Source organism: Streptomyces sp. NPDC090445 (assembly GCF_044769385.1).
Taxonomy (GTDB): domain Bacteria; phylum Actinomycetota; class Actinomycetes; order Streptomycetales; family Streptomycetaceae; genus Streptomyces.
In genome coordinates this window covers 131,230-149,368 of the sequence record NZ_JBIVXV010000019.1, presented here as the reverse complement: position 1 = coordinate 149,368, position 18,139 = coordinate 131,230, and the positions used below count along the sequence as shown (strand labels likewise).

14 protein-coding genes are annotated in these 18,139 nt (G+C 74.7%); 11 read left to right on the top strand and 3 right to left on the bottom strand.

What is annotated here, in order from left to right:
• Positions 1 to 145 precede the first annotated feature (145 nt).
• Positions 146 to 1,759, bottom strand: coding sequence for an alpha/beta fold hydrolase (locus ACIQUT_RS28885; RefSeq protein ID WP_403566963.1), 1,614 nt, complete (start codon positions 1,757 to 1,759; stop codon positions 146 to 148).
• 413 nt (positions 1,760 to 2,172) lie between these two features.
• Between ACIQUT_RS28885 and ACIQUT_RS28880 the strand changes: the two genes are divergently transcribed.
• The 7 genes from ACIQUT_RS28880 (at position 2,173) to ACIQUT_RS28850 (ending at position 11,444) form a co-directional block, all read left to right on the top strand.
• Complete coding sequence (locus tag ACIQUT_RS28880) at positions 2,173 to 2,976, top strand: TIGR03084 family metal-binding protein (protein WP_403566962.1); 804 nt, start codon at positions 2,173 to 2,175, stop codon at positions 2,974 to 2,976.
• Between the two features lie 101 nt (positions 2,977 to 3,077).
• Positions 3,078 to 4,871, top strand: coding sequence for an acyclic terpene utilization AtuA family protein (locus ACIQUT_RS28875; RefSeq protein ID WP_403566982.1), 1,794 nt, complete (start codon positions 3,078 to 3,080; stop codon positions 4,869 to 4,871).
• Positions 4,868 to 6,466, top strand: a complete 1,599-nt coding sequence (locus ACIQUT_RS28870; protein WP_403566960.1) for an acyl-CoA carboxylase subunit beta — start codon at positions 4,868 to 4,870, stop codon at positions 6,464 to 6,466. The genes ACIQUT_RS28875 and ACIQUT_RS28870 overlap by 4 nt, the downstream gene beginning before the upstream one ends.
• A gap of 83 nt (positions 6,467 to 6,549) precedes the next feature.
• The gene (locus ACIQUT_RS28865) at positions 6,550 to 8,592 is read left to right on the top strand and encodes a biotin carboxylase N-terminal domain-containing protein (protein ID WP_403566980.1); all 2,043 of its coding nucleotides are present in this window, start codon (positions 6,550 to 6,552) and stop codon (positions 8,590 to 8,592) included.
• Positions 8,589 to 9,761 carry an acyl-CoA dehydrogenase family protein gene (locus tag ACIQUT_RS28860; protein WP_403566958.1) on the top strand — a complete coding sequence of 391 codons (1,173 nt, stop codon included), beginning with the start codon at positions 8,589 to 8,591 and terminating at the stop codon, positions 9,759 to 9,761. Before ACIQUT_RS28865 ends, ACIQUT_RS28860 begins: the two co-directional genes overlap by 4 nt.
• A 115-nt stretch (positions 9,762 to 9,876) precedes the next feature.
• Positions 9,877 to 10,623 (top strand): enoyl-CoA hydratase family protein, encoded by a 747-nt coding sequence (locus ACIQUT_RS28855; protein WP_403566956.1) that lies wholly within the window; start codon positions 9,877 to 9,879, stop codon positions 10,621 to 10,623.
• 227 nt (positions 10,624 to 10,850) lie between these two features.
• Positions 10,851 to 11,444 carry a TetR/AcrR family transcriptional regulator gene (locus ACIQUT_RS28850; protein WP_403566978.1) on the top strand — a complete coding sequence of 198 codons (594 nt, stop codon included), beginning with the start codon at positions 10,851 to 10,853 and terminating at the stop codon, positions 11,442 to 11,444.
• 106 nt (positions 11,445 to 11,550) lie between these two features.
• On the opposite strand, the gene ACIQUT_RS28845 is transcribed toward ACIQUT_RS28850, so the two are convergent.
• Entirely contained in the window at positions 11,551 to 12,657 is a 1,107-nt protein-coding gene (locus tag ACIQUT_RS28845) for a citrate synthase 2 (protein WP_403566955.1), read from the bottom strand.
• Between the two features lie 203 nt (positions 12,658 to 12,860).
• Here ACIQUT_RS28845 and pdxH point away from each other — a divergent pair, with 203 nt between their 5' ends.
• Positions 12,861 to 13,523, top strand: a complete 663-nt coding sequence (gene pdxH, locus ACIQUT_RS28840; RefSeq protein ID WP_403566953.1) for a pyridoxamine 5'-phosphate oxidase — start codon at positions 12,861 to 12,863, stop codon at positions 13,521 to 13,523.
• A gap of 363 nt (positions 13,524 to 13,886) precedes the next feature.
• On the top strand, positions 13,887 to 15,206 hold the full coding sequence (locus tag ACIQUT_RS28835; RefSeq protein ID WP_403566951.1) for a PAS domain-containing protein: 1,320 nt from the start codon (positions 13,887 to 13,889) through the stop codon (positions 15,204 to 15,206).
• A 92-nt stretch (positions 15,207 to 15,298) separates the two neighbouring features.
• On the opposite strand, the gene ACIQUT_RS28830 is transcribed toward ACIQUT_RS28835, so the two are convergent.
• On the bottom strand, positions 15,299 to 16,054 hold the full coding sequence (locus ACIQUT_RS28830; protein ID WP_403566949.1) for an SIS domain-containing protein: 756 nt from the start codon (positions 16,052 to 16,054) through the stop codon (positions 15,299 to 15,301).
• A gap of 212 nt (positions 16,055 to 16,266) precedes the next feature.
• On the opposite strand from ACIQUT_RS28830, the gene ACIQUT_RS28825 reads away from it, so the two are divergent.
• Positions 16,267 to 16,959: a metal-dependent transcriptional regulator gene (locus ACIQUT_RS28825; protein ID WP_179176561.1), complete on the top strand. Its 693-nt coding sequence runs from the start codon at positions 16,267 to 16,269 to the stop codon at positions 16,957 to 16,959.
• Positions 16,960 to 17,240: 281 nt separating this feature from the next.
• Positions 17,241 to 18,128 carry an alpha/beta fold hydrolase gene (locus ACIQUT_RS28820; protein WP_403566947.1) on the top strand — a complete coding sequence of 296 codons (888 nt, stop codon included), beginning with the start codon at positions 17,241 to 17,243 and terminating at the stop codon, positions 18,126 to 18,128.
• Positions 18,129 to 18,139: the final 11 nt, after the last annotated feature.

The following is an 18,139-nucleotide window of genomic DNA, read 5'->3' as shown; positions in this document are numbered from 1 at the left end:
ACACCCCCCAGGTCATCCCTTCGACAGGGGGCAGACAGCCATACCGGGCCCGGGGGCCAGGCGCCCCGTTTCGGGGCCACGAGAAAGGTAACGGGTCAGCCGGGCGGCGGGGCCGGTCAGGCGGCGGAGCCGGACCGGCGGCCGGTCAGCCCAGCGGGAGGTCCAGGCAGGACGGGGTGGCCTCGGGCGAGGTGAAGCCCAGCGTGGCCCGCGGCAGATTCGCATCGCCGTAGAACGGGTCACGCCCGTCGACCACCAGCATCACCCGGTGCCCCCGCGGCACGTCGTACGCGGTGGCCTGCAGCTCGATGTCCGCCCCGACCAGGCTGTCCGGCGGCGATGCGAGGTCGGTGTACGGGGCGTGTGTGATGATCCGCCCCGTCCCGTCGGGCGCCACGTCCAGCAGGTAGGCGACGAACGTCGACTTCGCGTTCGCCGCCCGGTACGTGACCCGCAGCCGCGGAACGCCCCGCAGCCGGGCCGTCTCCGGCTCCGGGTCCGCGACCCACACGGCGGCCACGGTGCGGTCGATGTCGCCGGTCCGGTAGGCCTTCGGGCGGCCTGCCATCTCGTCGTACCCGGACCGTACGACGGCGTCGGCGACGGTCGCCGGCGTGTCCACCCCGCACAGCACGCGCGTGCTCCAGCCGGCCTCGGGCGTGTCGGCCAGCTCGCCGCCGTCCACCAGGTACAGCCGGCGGACGTGTTCGGTGACCGACTGCCAGGTGGGGCGGGGTTCCAGGGTGCGGCTCCACATGACCTCGGCGAGGATCTGGCCCTCGTCGGCGATGCCGTTGTCGACGCCCTTGAGGTGGTGGTCGAACCAGCGGTGGGCGGTGGTCCAGATCCGGTTGGGCAGGCCGGTCATGCCGGATGTCTCGGGGCCGGAGTGGTCGCCGACGGACAGGTCGAGGCGTTTGGGCCCGGAGAGCTCGTTGAACATCTTCAGCGTCTGGTTGGCGGGGAACAGCGTCTCGTGCCAGGCGTGCGAGAAGTACACCGGGACCTGCCGTCGGCTGAGCTCTTTGACGTGCGTGAACGGCGACCGGGGGCCGGCCCATCGCAGGGCGGCCCCGATGTCGCGGTTCGCGAGGACGTTTTCGAGGACGCTCTGCGTCTGCGGGCTCAGGCGTGCCCGGCCGGCGGCCCTGAGCAGCGCCTCGACGGCGGCGACGTGCCGGGTGCGGTTCTCCAGGAAGGCCTCTCCGAGGTCTCCCCAGGTGCTGAGCGCGACCACCGCGTCGACGCGGGCGTCGTGCGCGGCGACGAGTTGGGCGATGCCGGATCCGTAGCTGTCTCCGAGGAAGCCGATCCGGGTCACCGGGCCGACCGTCCGCTCGATGAGGTGGTCCAGGGCCCGGCTGCCGTCGGCGACGTCGAGCGGGCCGGCCACGTCGACCTCGCCCTCGGAGTCGCCGAACCCGCGGGCGCTGTAGGCGAGGACGTTGTAGCCGCGGGCCGCGAAGGCGCTGCCCTGGACGGCGTACGGGAGCCAGCCGGAGTCCGTCCACGGCGAGGGCATCACGATCACCGGCCGCGGGTCGGGGCGGGCGTGCCGCCACAGGGCGGCGTCGATGAGGTCCCCCTCGGCGCCGGCGACCTTGGTGCGGGAGAAGACGGCGACGGAGCGGGCCTCGGCGACCTGGGCGGCGCGGGCCGGGGCGAGGAGGCCGGTGTCGCCGCTCTCCAGGGCGGCGACGAAGGCGGTGAGGGCGGGCGCGTCGAGTTCGGGGTAGAGGGAGGAGGCGGCTGGGTCCACGGCAGTTCATCCTCTGCGTCGAGTGGGTCGATGACGTCGGGTGCGGTGCGTGCGCCACGTGGTCCGGACGTCGGTGCAGTGCGGTGCCGGGACCCCGGCCGGGGCCCGGAGCGGGGGGCCGAAGCGTTCAGTATCGGCGCGGTCCGCGCCGGCGTGCGCGGGTTCGCCGGGTACGGCCTGAACCGCGCCCCCGCCGCGCCCGCGCCGCGCCCGGGGGCGGCGGGCCCGGGGGCGGCGTGCCGTGCAGGTCCGTACCTGCCGGGTCGGTCCCGTCGCCCCAAGTTCCTTGTGCTGCAAGCCGGTTGGCGCGTGTGGCGGGAAGGCGGCGCTCCTCGGCCAAATGATGCAAGCATGCTTGATTGTTTTGGGCGGGGCTGCCAGTCTTCCCCCCACGCCGAGAGGGGAGCCCCGCCGTGCTCGATCCGTCCGCCGTGTCCGCCGTCTTCTCCGACCTGCGGGAGGAGGGAGCGGACCTCGAATCCCTGGTGTCCGAACTGCCCGCCCCCGCCTGGGCGAAGCCCACGCCCGCGCCCCGCTGGACCATCGCCCACCAGATCGCCCACCTGCACTGGACCGACCGGGCCGCCCTGCTCTCCCTCACCGACTCCCCCGGGTTCGCCCGCATGGCGGAGGAGGCCGTCAAGGCCCCCGACTCCTTCGTGGACGAGGGCGCCGAGCAGGGCGCGGCCCTGCCGCCCGCCGAACTGCTGGCCCGCTGGCGGGCCGGCCGCGCCGCACTCGACGCCGCGCTCGCCGCGGCCGCGCCCGACGCGAGGTTCCCCTGGTACGGGCCGCCGATGAAGGCCGCCTCCATGGCGAGCGCCCGCCTGATGGAGACCTGGGCCCACGGCCAGGACGTCGCCGACGCGCTGGGCGTGCGCCGCACCCCGACCGCCCGGCTGCGGCACGTGGCCCGGATCGGCGTACGGGCCCGCGACTACGCGTTCGGGGTGCGGGGACTGCCCGCGCCCGCCGCGGAGTTCAGGGTCGACCTGGAGCCTCCGGGCGGCGGGGAGCCGTGGGCGTACGGGCCGTCGGACGCGGCCCAGCGGGTCACCGGCCCGGCCCTCGACTTCTGCCTGCTGGTCACCCGGCGCGCCCACCGCACCGACCTGGCCCTCACGGCCGTCGGCCCGGACGCCGACCGCTGGCTGGACATCGCCCAGGCCTTCGCGGGTCCGGCGGGCCCCGGCCGCGCCCCCGGGACCGCCCGGTGAACGCCGACGCGCCGGGCGGGGCCGACGCGCAGGGCGGGCCGGGCGGGGCGGTCGGGGCAGGTGGGCCGGTCGGGGCAGGTGGGGCGGCGGCGCGCCGGCCGCTGCGGATCGGCAACGCGTCCGGGTTCTACGGGGACCGCTTCGACGCCGTGCGGGAGATGCTGACCGGCGGCCCGCTGGACGTGCTGACCGGCGACTACCTGGCCGAGCTGACCATGCTGATCCTCGGCCGCGACCGGCTGAAGGACCCGTCCGCCGGGTACGCCAGGACCTTCCTGCGGCAGCTGGAGGACGGCCTCGGCCTCGCCCACGAGAAGGGCGTGCGGATCGTCGCGAACGCCGGCGGCCTGAACCCGGCGGGGCTGGCCGGAGCGATCCGCGAACTGGCCGCGAAGGCAGGCCTCCCGGTCTCGGTCGCCCATGTCGAGGGCGACGACCTCATGCCGTACGGCGACGGGGCGGCGGCCGCGGCCCACCCCGCAGCCGGGGCCCTCACGGCGAACGCCTACCTCGGCGGCGCCGGCATCACGGCCTGCCTGCGGGCGGGCGCGGACGTGGTGGTCACCGGCCGGGTGACGGACGCGGCCCTGGTCAGCGGGTCGGCCGCCTGGTGGTTCGACTGGGCGCCCGACGACCGGGACCGGCTGGCGGGGGCCGTCGTCGCGGGCCACGTCCTGGAGTGCGGCGCCCAGGCCACCGGCGGCAACTACGCCTTCTTCACCGCGCACGACGTCCGCCGCCCCGGCTTCCCGCTGGCGGAGGTGGCGGAGGACGGCTCGTCGGTGATCACCAAGCATCCGGGGACGGGCGGCGCCGTCACCGTGGGCACGGTCACGGCCCAGCTGCTGTACGAGACGCAGGGCGCGCGCTACCTCGGCCCCGACGTGACCGCCCGCCTGGACACCGTCCGCCTGACCGACGCCGGGCCCGACCGGGTCGCCGTCAGCGGGGTCGTGGGCGAGCCGCCGCCGGGCACCCTCAAGGCGGGCGTCACCCGGATCGGCGGCTGGCGCAACGAGGTGGTGTTCGTCCTGACCGGCCTGGACATCGACGCGAAGGCCGCCCTGGTCCGGGCGCAGATGGCCGAAGCCCTCGCCGGCGTGGCCGCCGCGGACTGGACCCTGGCCCGCACCGACCACGCGGACGCCGACACGGAGGAGACGGCCAGCGCCCTGCTGCGGCTGGTGGTGCGCGACCCGTCCGCCGACCGGGTCGGCCGGGCCCTGACCGGGCAGGCCGTCGAACTCGCCCTCGCCAGCTATCCCGGCTTCCACGTGACCGCCCCGCCGGGCCCGGCCCAGCCGTACGGGGTCTTCGAGTCCGCCTCCGTCCCGGCGACCGCGGTGACCGCGGTCGCCGTCCTCCCGGACGGCACCCGCACCCCGGTCCCACCGGGCGGCCCCCCGGCCCGGTCCGCAAACCCGGCAGCCGGGGCACCGAACCCGCCCGCGACGCCCCCGCCCCCGGAAGCCAAGGCCGCCCCCGACCCGGGCCCTCCGGATTCCGGAAGCGGCGGGGCGGTCGGCGGCCTCGCCGGGCCCACTCGCCGGGCTCCGCTCGGCCTGGTGGCCGGGGCCCGCAGCGGCGACAAGGGCGGCGACGCCAACGTCGGCGTCTGGACGGAGTCCGCCGCGGCCTGGGAGTGGCTGCACGCCACCCTCACCGTGGAGCGGTTCCGGGAGCTGCTCCCGGAGACCCGCGGCCTCCCCGTCGCCCGGCACGCACTGCCGAACCTCCGCGCCCTCAACTTCACCGTCACCGGCATCCTCGGCGCCGGCGTCGCCTCCGCCCACCGCTTCGACCCCCAGGCCAAGGCCCTCGGCGAATGGCTGCGCGCCCGGCACCTCGACATCCCCGCCCACCTCCTGCCCGCTCCGGAGGAGACCGGCTCATGACCCGTCTCGGTACCGCCCTCGACCCCCGTTCCCCCGAGTACGCGGCCGCCCGCACGGCGGCCCTCGATCGCCTCGCCGCCCTCGACGAGGAGCACGGCAAGGCCCTCCTCGGCGGCGGCGAGAAGTACACGGCCCGCCACCGCGCCCGCGGCAAACTCCTCGCCCGCGAACGGGTCGAGCTGCTCCTCGACCCGGACACCCCGTTTCTGGAGCTGTCCCCGCTCGCCGCCTGGGGCAGCGACTATCCCGTCGGCGCGTCCATCGTCACCGGCATCGGCACCGTCGAGGGCGTCGAGTGCGTGATCACCGCCAACGATCCGACGGTCCGCGGCGGCGCCTCCAACCCCTGGACCCTGAAGAAGGCGCTGCGGGCCAACGAGATCGCCCGGCAGAACCGGCTGCCCGTCATCAGCCTCGTCGAGTCCGGCGGTGCCGACCTGCCCTCGCAGAAGGAGATCTTCATCCCGGGCGGTGCGATCTTCCGCGACCTCACCCGGCTCTCGGCCGCCGGCATCCCGACCGTCGCCGTCGTCTTCGGCAACTCCACCGCCGGAGGCGCGTACATCCCCGGGATGTCCGACCACACCGTCATGATCAAGGACCGGTCGAAGGTGTTCCTCGGCGGCCCGCCGCTGGTCAAGATGGCCACCGGGGAGGAGAGCGACGACGAGTCCCTCGGCGGCGCCGACATGCACGCCCGCACCTCCGGCCTCGCCGACCACCACGCCGTCGACGAGCACGACGCCATCCGCCAGGCCCGCCGGATCGTGGCCCGCCTCGGCCACCGCCGTGCCCACCCGGCCCCGCCCCGCGCCCCCGAGCCCCTCCACGACCCGGAGGAGCTCCTCGGCATCGTCCCCGAGGACCTGAAGACCCCCTTCGACCCGCGGGAGGTCATCGCCCGGATCGTCGACGGCTCCGACTTCGACGAGTTCAAGCCCCTCTACGGGCCCAGCCTGGTCACCGGCTGGGCGGCCCTGCACGGCCACCCGGTCGGCATCCTCGCCAATGCCCAGGGCGTGCTGTTCAGCGCCGAGTCGCAGAAGGCCGCCCAGTTCATCCAGCTCGCCAACCAGCGCGACATCCCGCTGCTGTTCCTCCACAACACCACCGGCTACATGGTCGGCAAGGAGTACGAGCAGGGCGGCATCGTCAAGCACGGCTCGATGATGATCAACGCGGTATCCAACTCCCGCGTCCCGCACCTGTCCGTCCTCATCGGCGCCAGCTACGGGGCCGGCCACTACGGCATGTGCGGCCGCGCCTACGAGCCCCGGTTCCTGTTCGCCTGGCCCAGCGCCAAGTCCGCGGTCATGGGCCCCCAGCAGCTGGCCGGCGTGCTGTCGATCGTGGCCCGCCAGTCCGCCGCCGCGAAGGGGAAGCCGTACGACGAGGAGGCGGACGCCGGGATGCGCGCCTTCGTCGAGGCGCAGATCGAGTCCGAATCCCTGCCGATGTTCCTGTCCGGGCGGCTGTACGACGACGGGGTCATCGACCCCCGCGACACCCGCACCGTCCTCGGCCTGTGCCTCTCGGCCGTCCACAACGCCCCCGTCGAGGGCGCCCGCGGCGGCTTCGGCGTCTTCCGGATGTGAGCCCGCCCATGACCTCCACCGCCTCCACCGCGTCCACCGCCTCCGAGGGGCCCGCCGCGGACTTTGCCGGCTCCCCGGCCCCGCTGATCACCTCGGTCCTCGTGGCCAACCGCGGCGAGATCGCCGTCCGCGTCTTCCGCACCGCCCGCGCCCTGGGCCTGGCCACCGTCGCCGTCCACTCCGACCCCGACGCCGACGCCCTGCACGTCCGGGAGGCCGACGCGGCCGTCCGCCTGCCCGGCGCGGCCCCCGCCGACACGTACCTGCGCGGCGACCTCGTCGTCGAGGCCGCCCTGGCGGCCGGCGCGGACGCGGTCCACCCCGGCTACGGCTTCCTCTCCGAGAACGCCGGCTTCGCCCGGGCCGTCCTCGCCGCCGGCCTGGTCTGGATCGGGCCGCCGCCCGAGGCCATCGAGGCCATGGCCTCCAAGACCCGCGCCAAGGAGCTGATGCGGGCCGCCGGGGTGCCGCTCCTCGACCCCGTCGACCCGGCCGCCGCCGGCGCCGCCGACCTGCCGCTGCTGCTGAAGGCGGCGGCGGGCGGCGGCGGGCGCGGCATGCGCGTGGTCCGCGACCTGCACGAGCTGAAGGACGGACTCGACGCAGCGGCCGCCGAGGCCCGGTCCGCGTTCGGCGACGGCGAGGTGTTCGCCGAGCCCTACGTCGAACGCGGCCGCCACGTCGAGGTGCAGGTCCTCGCCGACGGGCACGGCACCGTGTGGGCGCTCGGCACCCGTGACTGCTCCCTCCAGCGCCGCCACCAGAAGGTCATCGAGGAGGCCCCGGCGCCCGGCCTGCCCGACGCCCTGCGCACCGCCCTCCACGAGGCGGCGGTCGCCGCCGCCCGGGCCGTCTCCTACCGGGGTGCGGGCACCGTCGAGTTCCTGGTCACCGCCGACGGCCGCCCGTACTTCCTGGAGATGAACACCCGCCTCCAGGTGGAACACCCCGTCACCGAGGCCGTCTTCGGCCTCGACCTCGTCGCCCTCCAGATCCGTGTCGCCGAGGGCGCGGCCCTGCCGCCGGAGCCGCCGGAGCCTGCCGGGCACGCCGTCGAGGCCCGCCTGTACGCCGAAGACCCGGCGCAGGACTGGCGCCCGCAGACCGGCACCCTGGGCACCTTCCACATCCCGGCGCCCCCGGCCGTCCTGCCCCCGGCCGTCCCGCCCGCGCCCGCCGTGGTCCGCGTCGACGCCGGTTACGCCGACGGGGACGCCGTGGGCGTCCACTACGACCCCATGCTCGCCAAGGTCATCGCGTACGCCCCGACCCGCGCCGAGGCCGTCCGCGCCCTCGTCCGCGCCCTGTCCGCGGCCCGCATCCACGGCGTCGCCACCAACCGCGAGCTCCTCGTCCGCTCCCTCACCCACCCGGAGTTCACCGCCGCCCGGCCCGACACCGGGTTCTACGAGCGGCACCTCGGCGCCCTCACCGAGCCCGCCCCGGACGCCGGCCGGGCGGCCTCGCTGGCCGCGGCCGCCGCCGCGCTGGCCGCCGCCGCTCCCGCCGCGGACGCCCCGCTCGCCGCCCGCCTCGGCGGCTGGCGCAACGTCCGCTCCGCCCCGCAGTCCCGCAGCTATCTCGTTGCCGGCGCCGACACCGCCGGCGCCGACACCCCGTACGAGGTCCGCTACCTGCCCTCCCGCAGCGGACCCCCACAGCTCGTGGACCACCCCGGCGTCCGCGTCCTGGCCGCCGAGCCGCACCGCGTCGTCCTCGAAGCCGACGGCATCCGGCGCGTGTTCCACGTGAAACAAAAATCGAACAACGGGGGTGCGGCAGAAGCCGAGGAGGTCTACGTCGACACCGCACCCACCCCCGCCCGCCCCGCCCCGAACGCCCACACCCTCACCCCGGTCCCGCGGTTCACCGACCACCGGGACCGCGCCCTGCCCGGCTCCCTGCTCGCCCCCATGCCCGGCACCGTCGTCCGCATCGCCGAGGGCCTCGCCCCCGGCAGCACCGTCACCGCCGGGCAGCCCCTGCTCTGGCTGGAGGCCATGAAGATGGAGCACCGCATCGTCTCGCCCGCCTCCGGCACGCTCACCGCGCTCCACGCCGGCCTCGGCCACCAGGTCGAATTCGGCGCCCTGCTCGCCGTAGTCCAGGAGGAACCGCAGTCATGAGCCCCGCCACCGCAGCCCCCCTCGAAACCGAGGAACACCAGGCCCTGCGCGCCGCCGTCGCCGCCCTCGGGCAGCGCTACGGCCGCGACTACTACGCCCGTGTCACCCGCGAGGGCGGCCACCCCGACGAACTGTGGGCCGACGCGGCCAAACTCGGCTACCTCGGCGTCAGCCTGCCCGAGGAGTACGGCGGCGGAGGCGGCGGCATCGCCGAACTCTCCATCGTCCTGGAGGAACTCGGGGCCGCCGGCTGCCCGCTGCTGATGATGGTCGTCTCGCCCGCCATCTGCGGCACCGTCATCGCCCGCTTCGGCACCGAAGCCCAGAAGCGGGCCTGGCTGCCCGGTCTCGCCGACGGCACCCGCACCATGGCCTTCGGCATCACCGAGCCCGACGCCGGATCCAACTCCCACCGCATCACCACCACCGCTCGCCGCGACGGCGACACCTGGGTCCTGACGGGCCGCAAGGTCTTCATCTCCGGCGTGGACATCGCCGACGCGACCCTGATCGTCGGTCGCACCGAGGACGCCCGCACCGGCACGCTCAAGCCCTGCCTGTTCATCGTCCCCCGCGACACCCCCGGCTTCACCCGCTCGCCCCTCGACATGGAACTCCAGGCGGCCGAGAAGCAGTTCGAGCTGGTCCTGGAGGACGTACGGCTGCCGGCCGACGCGCTGGTCGGCGACGAGGACGCGGGCCTGCTCCAGCTGTTCGCCGGCCTCAACCCCGAGCGCATCATGACCGCCGCCTTCGCCATCGGCATGGGCCGCTTCGCCCTCGCCCGCGCCGTCGACTACGCCCGCACCCGGCAGGTCTGGAAGGAGCCGATCGGCGCGCACCAGGCCATCGCCCACCCCCTCGCGGCGGCCCACATCGACCTGGAACTGGCCCGCCTGATGATGCAGAAGGCCGCCCGCCTCTACGACCTGGGCGACGACGCGGCCGCCGGGGAAGCCGCCAACATGGCCAAGTACGCTGCTGCCGAGGCCTGCGTGAAGGCGGTGGACCAGGCGGTCCACACCCTGGGCGGCAACGGCCTCACCCGCGAGTACGGACTGGCCTCCCTCATCACTGCCTCCCGGGTGTCCCGCATCGCCCCCGTCAGCCGCGAGATGATCCTCAACTACGTCTCGCACCAGACGCTGGGCCTGCCCAAGTCGTACTAGCCGCACCAGCCGGCCGGGCCGGTACGGCGACCGCACCGGATGCGGCCGCCCCCGGCCCCGCCGGAACCGGATTGCACCGGACCGGACCGACCGGACCCGCTGAGAAGGGAGCGGCATGGAGCCCCTCGTCAAAGCCGCGCACGCGCACGGCATCACCACCCTCACGCTCGACTCCCCGGCCAACCGCAACGCGCTCTCCGCGGCCCTCGTCGGCGAGCTGCGCGCGGCCCTCGCCGCCGCGGGCGCCGACCCCGCGGTCCGGGCCGTGCTGCTCACCCACACCGGCGGCACCTTCTGCGCCGGGGCCGACCTGAAGAACCCCTTCGACCCGGCCGACTTCCTCGCCCTCCTGCACGAGATCGCCGGACTGCCCCGGCCGGTCGTGGCCCGCGTCACCGGCCACGTCCGGGCGGGCGGCCTGGGCCTGCTCGGCGTCTGCGACATCGCCGCCGGCGGGCCGCAGTCCACGTACGCCTTCACCGAGACCCACCTCGGCGTGGTCCCCGCCGTGATCTCCGCCCCGCTGCTGCCCCGCCTGGACCCGCGCGCCGCGGCCCGCTACCTGCTGACCGCGGAGGCCTTCGACGCCGCCGAGGCCGCCCGGATCGGCCTGCTCACCCTGCACGGCGAGGACGTGGACCAGGCCCTGGCCCCGGTCCTGGCCGGGCTGCGCAAGGCCGGCCCGGAGGCCCTCGCCGCCACCAAACGGCTGGTCACCGCCCCCGTACGGGCCGCCCTGGAGCAGGACGGCGAGGCCCTGACCCGGCTCTCGGCCCACCACTTCGGCTCCGCCGAGGCCCGCGAGGGCATCGCCGCCCGCTTCGAACGCCGAAACCCGTCATGGGCGCCGGGGGAGCTGTGACCGGCCCGGCCGCGGCGGCGATCACGGCAGCGGCCCCGGCGGCTGACAGCACCGCGGCGGACGGCACACCGGCGAACGGCACACCGGCGGACGGCACACCGGCGGACGGCACACCGGCGGACGGCACACCGGCGGACGGCACACCGGCGGACGGCACACCGGCGGACGGCACACCGGCGAACGGCACGGCGACCGACGGCACAGCGGCCGAGGACCGGCCGGGGAACCTGCCCAAGCAGGCCCGCAGCCGCGTCACCCGCCGCCACCTCCTGGACGCCGCCATCACCTGCCTCGCCGAGCACGGCTGGGCCGGCTCCACCGTCGCCGTCGTCGCCGAACGCGCCGGGGTCTCCCGGGGCGCCGCCCAGCACCACTTCCGCACCCGCGAGGACCTGTTCACCGCGGCCGTGGAGTTCATGGCCGAGGAACGCTCCGCCGCCCTGCCCGCACTCCTCCGCGAGAGCACCGGCACGGAGACCGCAGCCGGCAGCGGCCGCGCCGCCGTCGTCGAGGCCCTGGTCGACCTGTACACCGGGCCGATGTTCCGGGCCGCCCTCCAGCTGTGGGTCGCCGCCTCCCACGAGGAGCAGCTGCGCCCCCGCGTCGCCGAACTGGAGGCCCGCCTCGGCCGCGAGACCCACCGGATGGCCGTGCAGCTGCTGGGCGCGGACGAGTCCGTACCCGGGGTGCGCGAGACCGTGCAGGGCTTCCTGGACATGGCCCGCGGCCTGGGCCTGGCCAACGTCCTGACCGACGACACGGCCCGCCGGGCCCGGGTGGTCGCCCAGTGGACCCGCATCCTCGACGCCACCCTGGGCTGAGCCTCGGGCCGCACAGGGCCCGGGGCCCCGTACACGCGCCGGGGGCGCCGCACCACGTTTCCGGATGCGGCGCCCCCGGCCGTCAGGGTCCTCGGCGGTCGGCCGGTCAGGCCGTCCTGGCGATGTCCGCGTACCCCTCGATCTCCTGCGGGTTGCGCTTGCCCGGCCCGATGTAGCGGGCGGACGGGCGCACCAGGCGGCCGGTGCGCTTCTGCTCCAGGATGTGCGCCGACCAGCCGGCGGTGCGGGCGCAGGTGAACATGGAGGTGAACATGTGCGCCGGGATCTCCGCGAAGTCCAGCATGATCGCGGCCCAGAACTCCACGTTCGTGGCGAGGACCCGGTCGGGGCGGCGGGCGTGCAGCTCCTCCAGCGCGGCCTTCTCCAGCGCGGCGGCCACCTCGTAGCGCGGCGCGTCCAGCTCCTTGGCGGTGCGGCGCAGCACGCGGGCGCGCGGGTCCTCGGCCCGGTAGACGCGGTGCCCGAAGCCCATCAGCCGCTCGCCCTTGTCCAGGGCCTTCTTCACGTACGCCACGGCGTCGCCGGTGCGCTCGATCTCCTCGATCATGCCGAGGACACGGGACGGCGCCCCGCCGTGCAGCGGCCCGGACATGGCGCCCACCGCGCCCGACAGGGCGGCGGCGACGTCGGCGCCCGTGGAGGCGATCACGCGTGCGGTGAAGGTGGAGGCGTTCATGCCGTGCTCGGCGGCCGAGGTCCAGTACGCGTCGACGGCCTTGACGTGCTTGGGGTCCGGCTCGCCCCGCCAGCGGATCATGAACCGCTCGACGACGGACTCGGCCTTGTCGATCTCCCGCTGCGGGACCATCGGCAGGCCCTGCCCGCGCGCCGACTGGGCGACGTACGACAGCGCCATCACGGCCGCGCGCGCCAGGTCGTCGCGGGCGGTCTGCGCGTCGATGTCGAGCAGCGGTTTCAGGCCCCACACGGGGGCGAGCATGGCGAGCGCGGACTGGACGTCGACCCGGATGTCACCGGAGTGGACGGGGATCGGGAAGGGCTCGGCGGCGGGCAGGCCGGGGTTGAACGCCCCGTCGACCAGCAGGCCCCACACGTTCCCGAACGAGACGTTGCCGACCAGGTCCTCGATGTCGACTCCGCGGTAGCGGAGCGCTCCGCCTTCCTTGTCGGGTTCGGCGATCTCCGTCTCGAACGCGACGACTCCTTCGAGCCCGGGTACGAAGTCGGACATCAGGCGGCTCCCTCAGATAGTGCGAACACGCGCGGTTCCCGGCGTGACTCGCGGCGGTCCGGCGCGGTCATCCCCGTTGATGCCCGGTACGGCCCGGGGCCACCCGTGAGGCGGCTCCTGACCGGCCCCAAGATTTTGGCGGCTGGGGATGCCAGGCGGAAGCGTGACATACGGCACACTCGCAGGAGCACTCCTGCGGCAGGATGGCACGCGTGACCGACATGGATCTTGATCCCTCCACCATGCGCAAGCAGTACCGCTCGGAGATCGTCCTTGAGGACGGTCTCGACGCGGACCCCATGCGGCAGTTCGCCGTGTGGTTCGGGCAGGCCGCCGACTCGCACCTCTTCGAGCCCAACGCGATGGTCGTGTCCACCGCGACGCCCGACGGCCGGCCCAGCTCCCGCACGGTGCTGCTGAAGGCCTTCGACGAGCGGGGCTTCGTCTTCTACACCAATTACGGCTCCCGCAAGGGCCGCGAGATCGACGCCAACCCGCACGTCGCCCTCCTGTTCCCCTGGCACCCCATCGCCCGCCAGGTCATCGTCACCGGTACGGCCGAGCGCACGGGCCGCGACGAGACGGCCGCGTACTTCCGCTCCCGCCCGCACGGCTCCCAGCTGGGCGCCTGGGCGAGCGAGCAGTCCCGGGTGATCGGCTCGCGGGCCGAGCTCGACCGGCGGTACGCGGAGCTCGCGGCGCGGCATCCGGAGGGCGAGCAGGTCCCGGTCCCGCCGGAGTGGGGCGGCGTCCGCGTCGTCCCGCACGAGGTGGAGTTCTGGCAGGGCCACGAGAACCGGCTCCACGACCGGCTGCACTACGTCCGCGACGGGGAGAAGTGGCGCATCGAGCGCCTGTGCCCCTAGTCCCGGACAGCAGACGACCCGCGGGCTCGGGTTCTCTCCTGCAGGTAAGAGAAGCCGGCCGGACGTGCCGGCGAGCCCGCGGGTCGGGTGACTGCTTGGGTTTGGCGCCGGGCGGTTTCCGCCGGGCACCGCACTGGGTGCGTTGCGACGACGGGCCGTTAGCCCGCAGTCACCTCACGCGTCCGGTAGTCGTACATTTCCGGAACCACCTCCCTTCTCGTGTACCGCAGACATTAGGACCCTTCCGCGGCCGTCTCAAGTTATTTATTTCGGGACGATTCGGGGAATGCGATGTGGGCTGCGTCACGTTCCAGTTCAATGATCTGACGTGCCGCACACGCGAACACCTGCAGGGGGTGCCAGGTGAGTGCTTCCGGACGTGGACAACCCACCGACGATCTGCTCGCAGCGCTGCTGGACGGGATGGACGCCGCCCTGTGCGCGTTCGACTCCGACGGGGTGATCACCCACTGGAACCGCGAGGCCGAGCGGATCCTGGGCTGGACCGCCGCCGAGGCCGTGGGCCGCAAGGGCTTCGCCGGGTGGGCGGCCCGGGCCGCGGACGCCCAGGACGTCGAGGACCGGCTCATGGGCGCCCAGGACGTGCCCGGCCGGCAGGTGCACGAGTTCGCCCTGCTCACCAAGGACGGCGGCCGCGTCCTGGTGCGCACCCAGTCCGCCGGGGTGCCGGGCGCGGACGGCAGGCCCGCCGGGGTGTACTGCGCCTTCAGCGAGGTCCACGCCCAGATCGACCTGGAGCGGTCCATCGCGTTGAGCGAGGCCCTGATGGAGGACGCCTCCTGGGGCGTGGTCCTCGTCGACGTGGACCTGCGCCCGGCCGTGGTCAACGCGCACGCCGCCCGCGCCTTCGGCTCCGCCCGCACCGCCCTGCTCGGCCGCCCGCTCGGCGACCTGCTGACCCAGGGCGCCGAGGAGCTGGAGGGCGCCCTCCAGCACGTGCTGGCCGAGGGCTCCCCGCAGGCGCCGCTGGAGGTGTGGGTGTCCGTCCGCACCCCGGAGGGGGTGCGGCGGCGCTGCTGGCGGTGCGGGTTCCTGAGGCTGGGCTCCCCGCTCGCCGAGGAGCCGGTCCCGCTCGGGGTCGGCTGGCTCTTCCAGGACATCACCGAGGCCCGCCGGACGGCGCTGGACACGGCGCAGCTGCGGTTCCGCGCCGGCCAGCTGTACCGGGCCGGGCGGTCCGCCGCCGAGTGCGAGGACCCGGAGGAGGCGGCCGCCGTACGGCTGGACTTCGCCCTCGCCGGCTTCGCCGACCACGCGCTGCTCGACGTACTGGAGCCGTCGGTGGACCCGGACCGGCCGCCGCGGCTCGTCCGGCACGCCGTGTCGCCGCCGCCCCTGTCGGGGCAGGGCGCGGTCCCGGCGCGGTACGAGCCGGGGCATCCGGCGCTGCAGGCTCTGGACCGGATCGGCTCGGTGCGGGCGACCGCCCCGCGCGGGACGGCGGCCGAGGTGTGGGCGCGGGACCGGCAGTGGCCCGAGGACGCGGCGCACGTGCTGTGCACGGTGCTGCGGAGCCGGGGCCGGACCCTGGGCGTGCTGACCTTCGTACGGGCGTCCTCGCGGGCCGTGTTCGAGCGGGCGGACGCGGAGTACGCGGAGGAGGTCGCGGCCCGGGTCGCCGCCGACCTCGACCTGGCCCGGTCCGCGCACGCCACACCGTAGCGCTCCGCCGGGAGTCCGGTGAGGAAACCGCGGGCCGATGGGGTTGGCCGGGCGGTTCCCCGCGCCCCTTGCGGGGCGGTGCCGCAGCGGGCTCAGTGGCGGAAGAAGATCCGGTCGCCGTACTCCTGCATGACGCGGCCGTTCCACTCGTGGCCGCCGTCGACGTTGCCCGAGCGCAGCAGCGGCGGCTCGATGCCGCGTGCGGCGAGCTCGCCGGCCGCCGCCGCCATCACCGCCTGCATGATCGCGCTGGTCACCACCGTGGAGGCGGGTGCGAAGGGGGCGGCGATCCCGTCGAGGGTCAACTCGGCGTCCCCGACTGCGATCTTGCTGTCGAGGACGATGTCGCAGTGGTCCTTGAGGAAGGTGCCGGAGGCGTGCCGCGACCGGGTCTCCCGCGCGTACGCCACGGAGGTCACCCCGATGACGGTGAGGCCGAGGGCGCGGGCGTTCACGGCCATCTCCACCGGCAGCGCGTTCCGCCCGGACAGGGAGATGACCACCAGGACGTCGCCGGCGCCGGCGGGGCTGCTGTCCAGGACGGCCCCGGCGAGCCCGCCGACCCGCTCCAGGGCGCTGCCGAGGGTGGCGGGCATGACGTCGACGCCGGCGGTGCCGGGGACGGCGAGGAAGTTCATCAGGGCGAGCCCGCCGGCCCGGTAGACCACGTCCTGGGCGGGGAGCGAGGAGTGGCCGGCGCCGAAGGCGAAGAGCCGGTTCCCGGCGGCGACGGCGTCGGCGACGGCCGTTCCGGCCTCGGCGATGCGCTCGCCCTCCTCGTCCCGCACCCGCTGCAGCAGTCCGATCGCGGCATCGAAGAACTGACCGGCCAGCTTGCTCTCGCTCATTGCCGAGGCCCTTCCAGAGAGGCGGTGGGACGGGGGGCGTCCGGGTCCGCCGCTCACCGTGCGGTCTGGACCAAGCGCGTGTCAATACGGGCGTCAACCCGGGCCCGACAGCCCCACTGCGGGCCCGTGGCTTGGCGAAGGCACGGGACGGTTGCCCGTGCGATGCGTCAGAATTGGGGACAGGGCCAGCGCACGATATCCGAGGGGCACGAATGTCCGGACTGATCGACACCACGGAGATGTATCTCCGCACCATCCTCGAGCTGGAAGAGGAAGGCGTGGTCCCCATGCGCGCCCGGATCGCCGAACGGCTCGACCAGAGCGGGCCGACGGTGAGCCAGACGGTGGCGCGGATGGAGCGCGACGGTCTGGTGGCCGTGGCGAGCGACCGGCACCTCGAGTTGACGGATGAGGGCCGCCGGCTGGCCACGCGTGTGATGCGCAAGCACCGCCTCGCGGAATGCCTGCTGGTCGACGTCATCGGGCTGGAGTGGGAGCAGGTGCACGCGGAGGCCTGCCGCTGGGAGCATGTGATGAGCGAGGCGGTGGAGCGGCGCGTACTGGAGCTGCTGCGCCACCCGACCGAATCGCCGTACGGGAACCCGATCCCGGGCCTGGAGGAGCTGGGCGAGAAGGCCGAGGCCGACCCGTTCATCGAGGACGGCATGGTCAGCCTGTCGGACCTGGAGCCGGGCACCGAGGGCAAGACGGTGGTCGTGCGCCGGATCGGCGAGCCCATTCAGACGGACGCCCAGCTGATGTACACGCTGCGGCGGGCTGGGGTGCAGCCCGGTTCGGTGGTGAGCGTGACCGAGTCGCCCGGCGGTGTGCTGGTCGGCAGCGGTGGCGAGGCCGCGGAGCTGGAGGCGGAGATCGCCTCGCACGTGTTCGTCGCGAAGGCCTGACCGGAAGCCGGAAGCCGGAAGCCGGAGAAGCGAGTGGTCCCGGCGCCTTGCGGCGCCGGGACCTTCCTCCCCTGTGCTGACCCGGAGCCCCGAGCTCTCAAGGTCATCCCCTTCGGACCGTCTTCCCCGAGCGGCCCGCCTCCCTGATCAAAGGATCTCCCTCGGCAGGGGCCGCCAATCCTTGAGCAAGGTCACTCGAAAGAGCGGTGTTGACCGCGAGAAGCCGATTTTCGAATGCGGGTTCGATAGTGTGGCGGCGAAGCGAAGGGGGTGCCTCCTCGGTGGTACGGCGCATCGATGTGACAGCGGCCGACGGCGTACGCCTGGCCGCCTGGGAGTTCGGGGAACCGGACGCCGCCCCGCCGCCGGACGTCCCGGGGCCCCGGGTCCTGTTACTCCACGGCCTGATGGGCCGCGCCCTCCACTGGGCCGGCACCGCCCGCTGGCTCGCCCGCGGCCGCCGCGTCGTGGCCCTCGACCAGCGCGGACACGGGGAGAGCGACCGCCCGGCCGTCGGCCCGGACGTCCCGGTCTCCCTGGGCCGCGAGGCCTTCGTCGCCGACGCCGAGGCGGCCGTCGAGCAGCTCGGCCTCGCCCCCGTCACCCTCGTCGGCCACTCCATGGGCGCCCTCACCGGCTGGCAGCTGGCCGCCCGCCGCCCGGACCTCGTGGAGGCCCTGGTCATCTGCGACATGCGCGCCTCGGCCCTCGGCGAGGCCTCCCAGCGCGAATGGGCGGAGTGGTTCCACCATTGGCCCCTGCCGTTCCCCACACAGGACGCCGCCCGCCGCTGGTTCGGCGAGGACGACCCCCGCGTCGAGGAGTCCGACCCCGGCCGCGGCGCCTTCTTCGCCGAGGTCATGCACCGCACCCCCGACGGCTGGCGGCCCCTGTTCTCCCGCAGCGACATGCTGACGGCCCGTGAAACCTGGGTCCACGACGCGCACTGGGAGGAGCTGGCCCAGGTCGGCTGCCCCACCCTGGTCGTCCGGGGCCTCGACGGCGAGCTCGGCCGCGCGGAGGCCCAGGAGATGGTCCGCGTCCTGCCCGAAGGCCGGTACGCCGAGATCCCCGACGCCGGCCACTACCTCCACTACGACCAGCCGACCGCCTGGCGGGCCGTCCTGGAACCCTTCCTCGACAGCCTCCGCCCCCAGGTGCCCCACTGACCCGGCATGCC

Bases quoted from the DNA above. Each gene is read 5' to 3' on its own strand.
- ACIQUT_RS28870 (WP_403566960.1), top strand. From the start codon at position 4,868: ATGACCCGTCTCGGTACCGCCCTCGACCCCCGTTCCCCCGAGTACGCG.
- ACIQUT_RS28860 (WP_403566958.1), top strand. From the start codon at position 8,589: ATGAGCCCCGCCACCGCAGCCCCCCTCGAAACCGAGGAACACCAGGCC.
- ACIQUT_RS28855 (WP_403566956.1), top strand. From the start codon at position 9,877: ATGGAGCCCCTCGTCAAAGCCGCGCACGCGCACGGCATCACCACCCTC.
- ACIQUT_RS28845 (WP_403566955.1), bottom strand. From the start codon at position 12,657: ATGTCCGACTTCGTACCCGGGCTCGAAGGAGTCGTCGCGTTCGAGACG.
- pdxH (WP_403566953.1), top strand. From the start codon at position 12,861: ATGGCACGCGTGACCGACATGGATCTTGATCCCTCCACCATGCGCAAG.
- ACIQUT_RS28830 (WP_403566949.1), bottom strand. From the start codon at position 16,054: ATGAGCGAGAGCAAGCTGGCCGGTCAGTTCTTCGATGCCGCGATCGGA.
- ACIQUT_RS28825 (WP_179176561.1), top strand. From the start codon at position 16,267: ATGTCCGGACTGATCGACACCACGGAGATGTATCTCCGCACCATCCTC.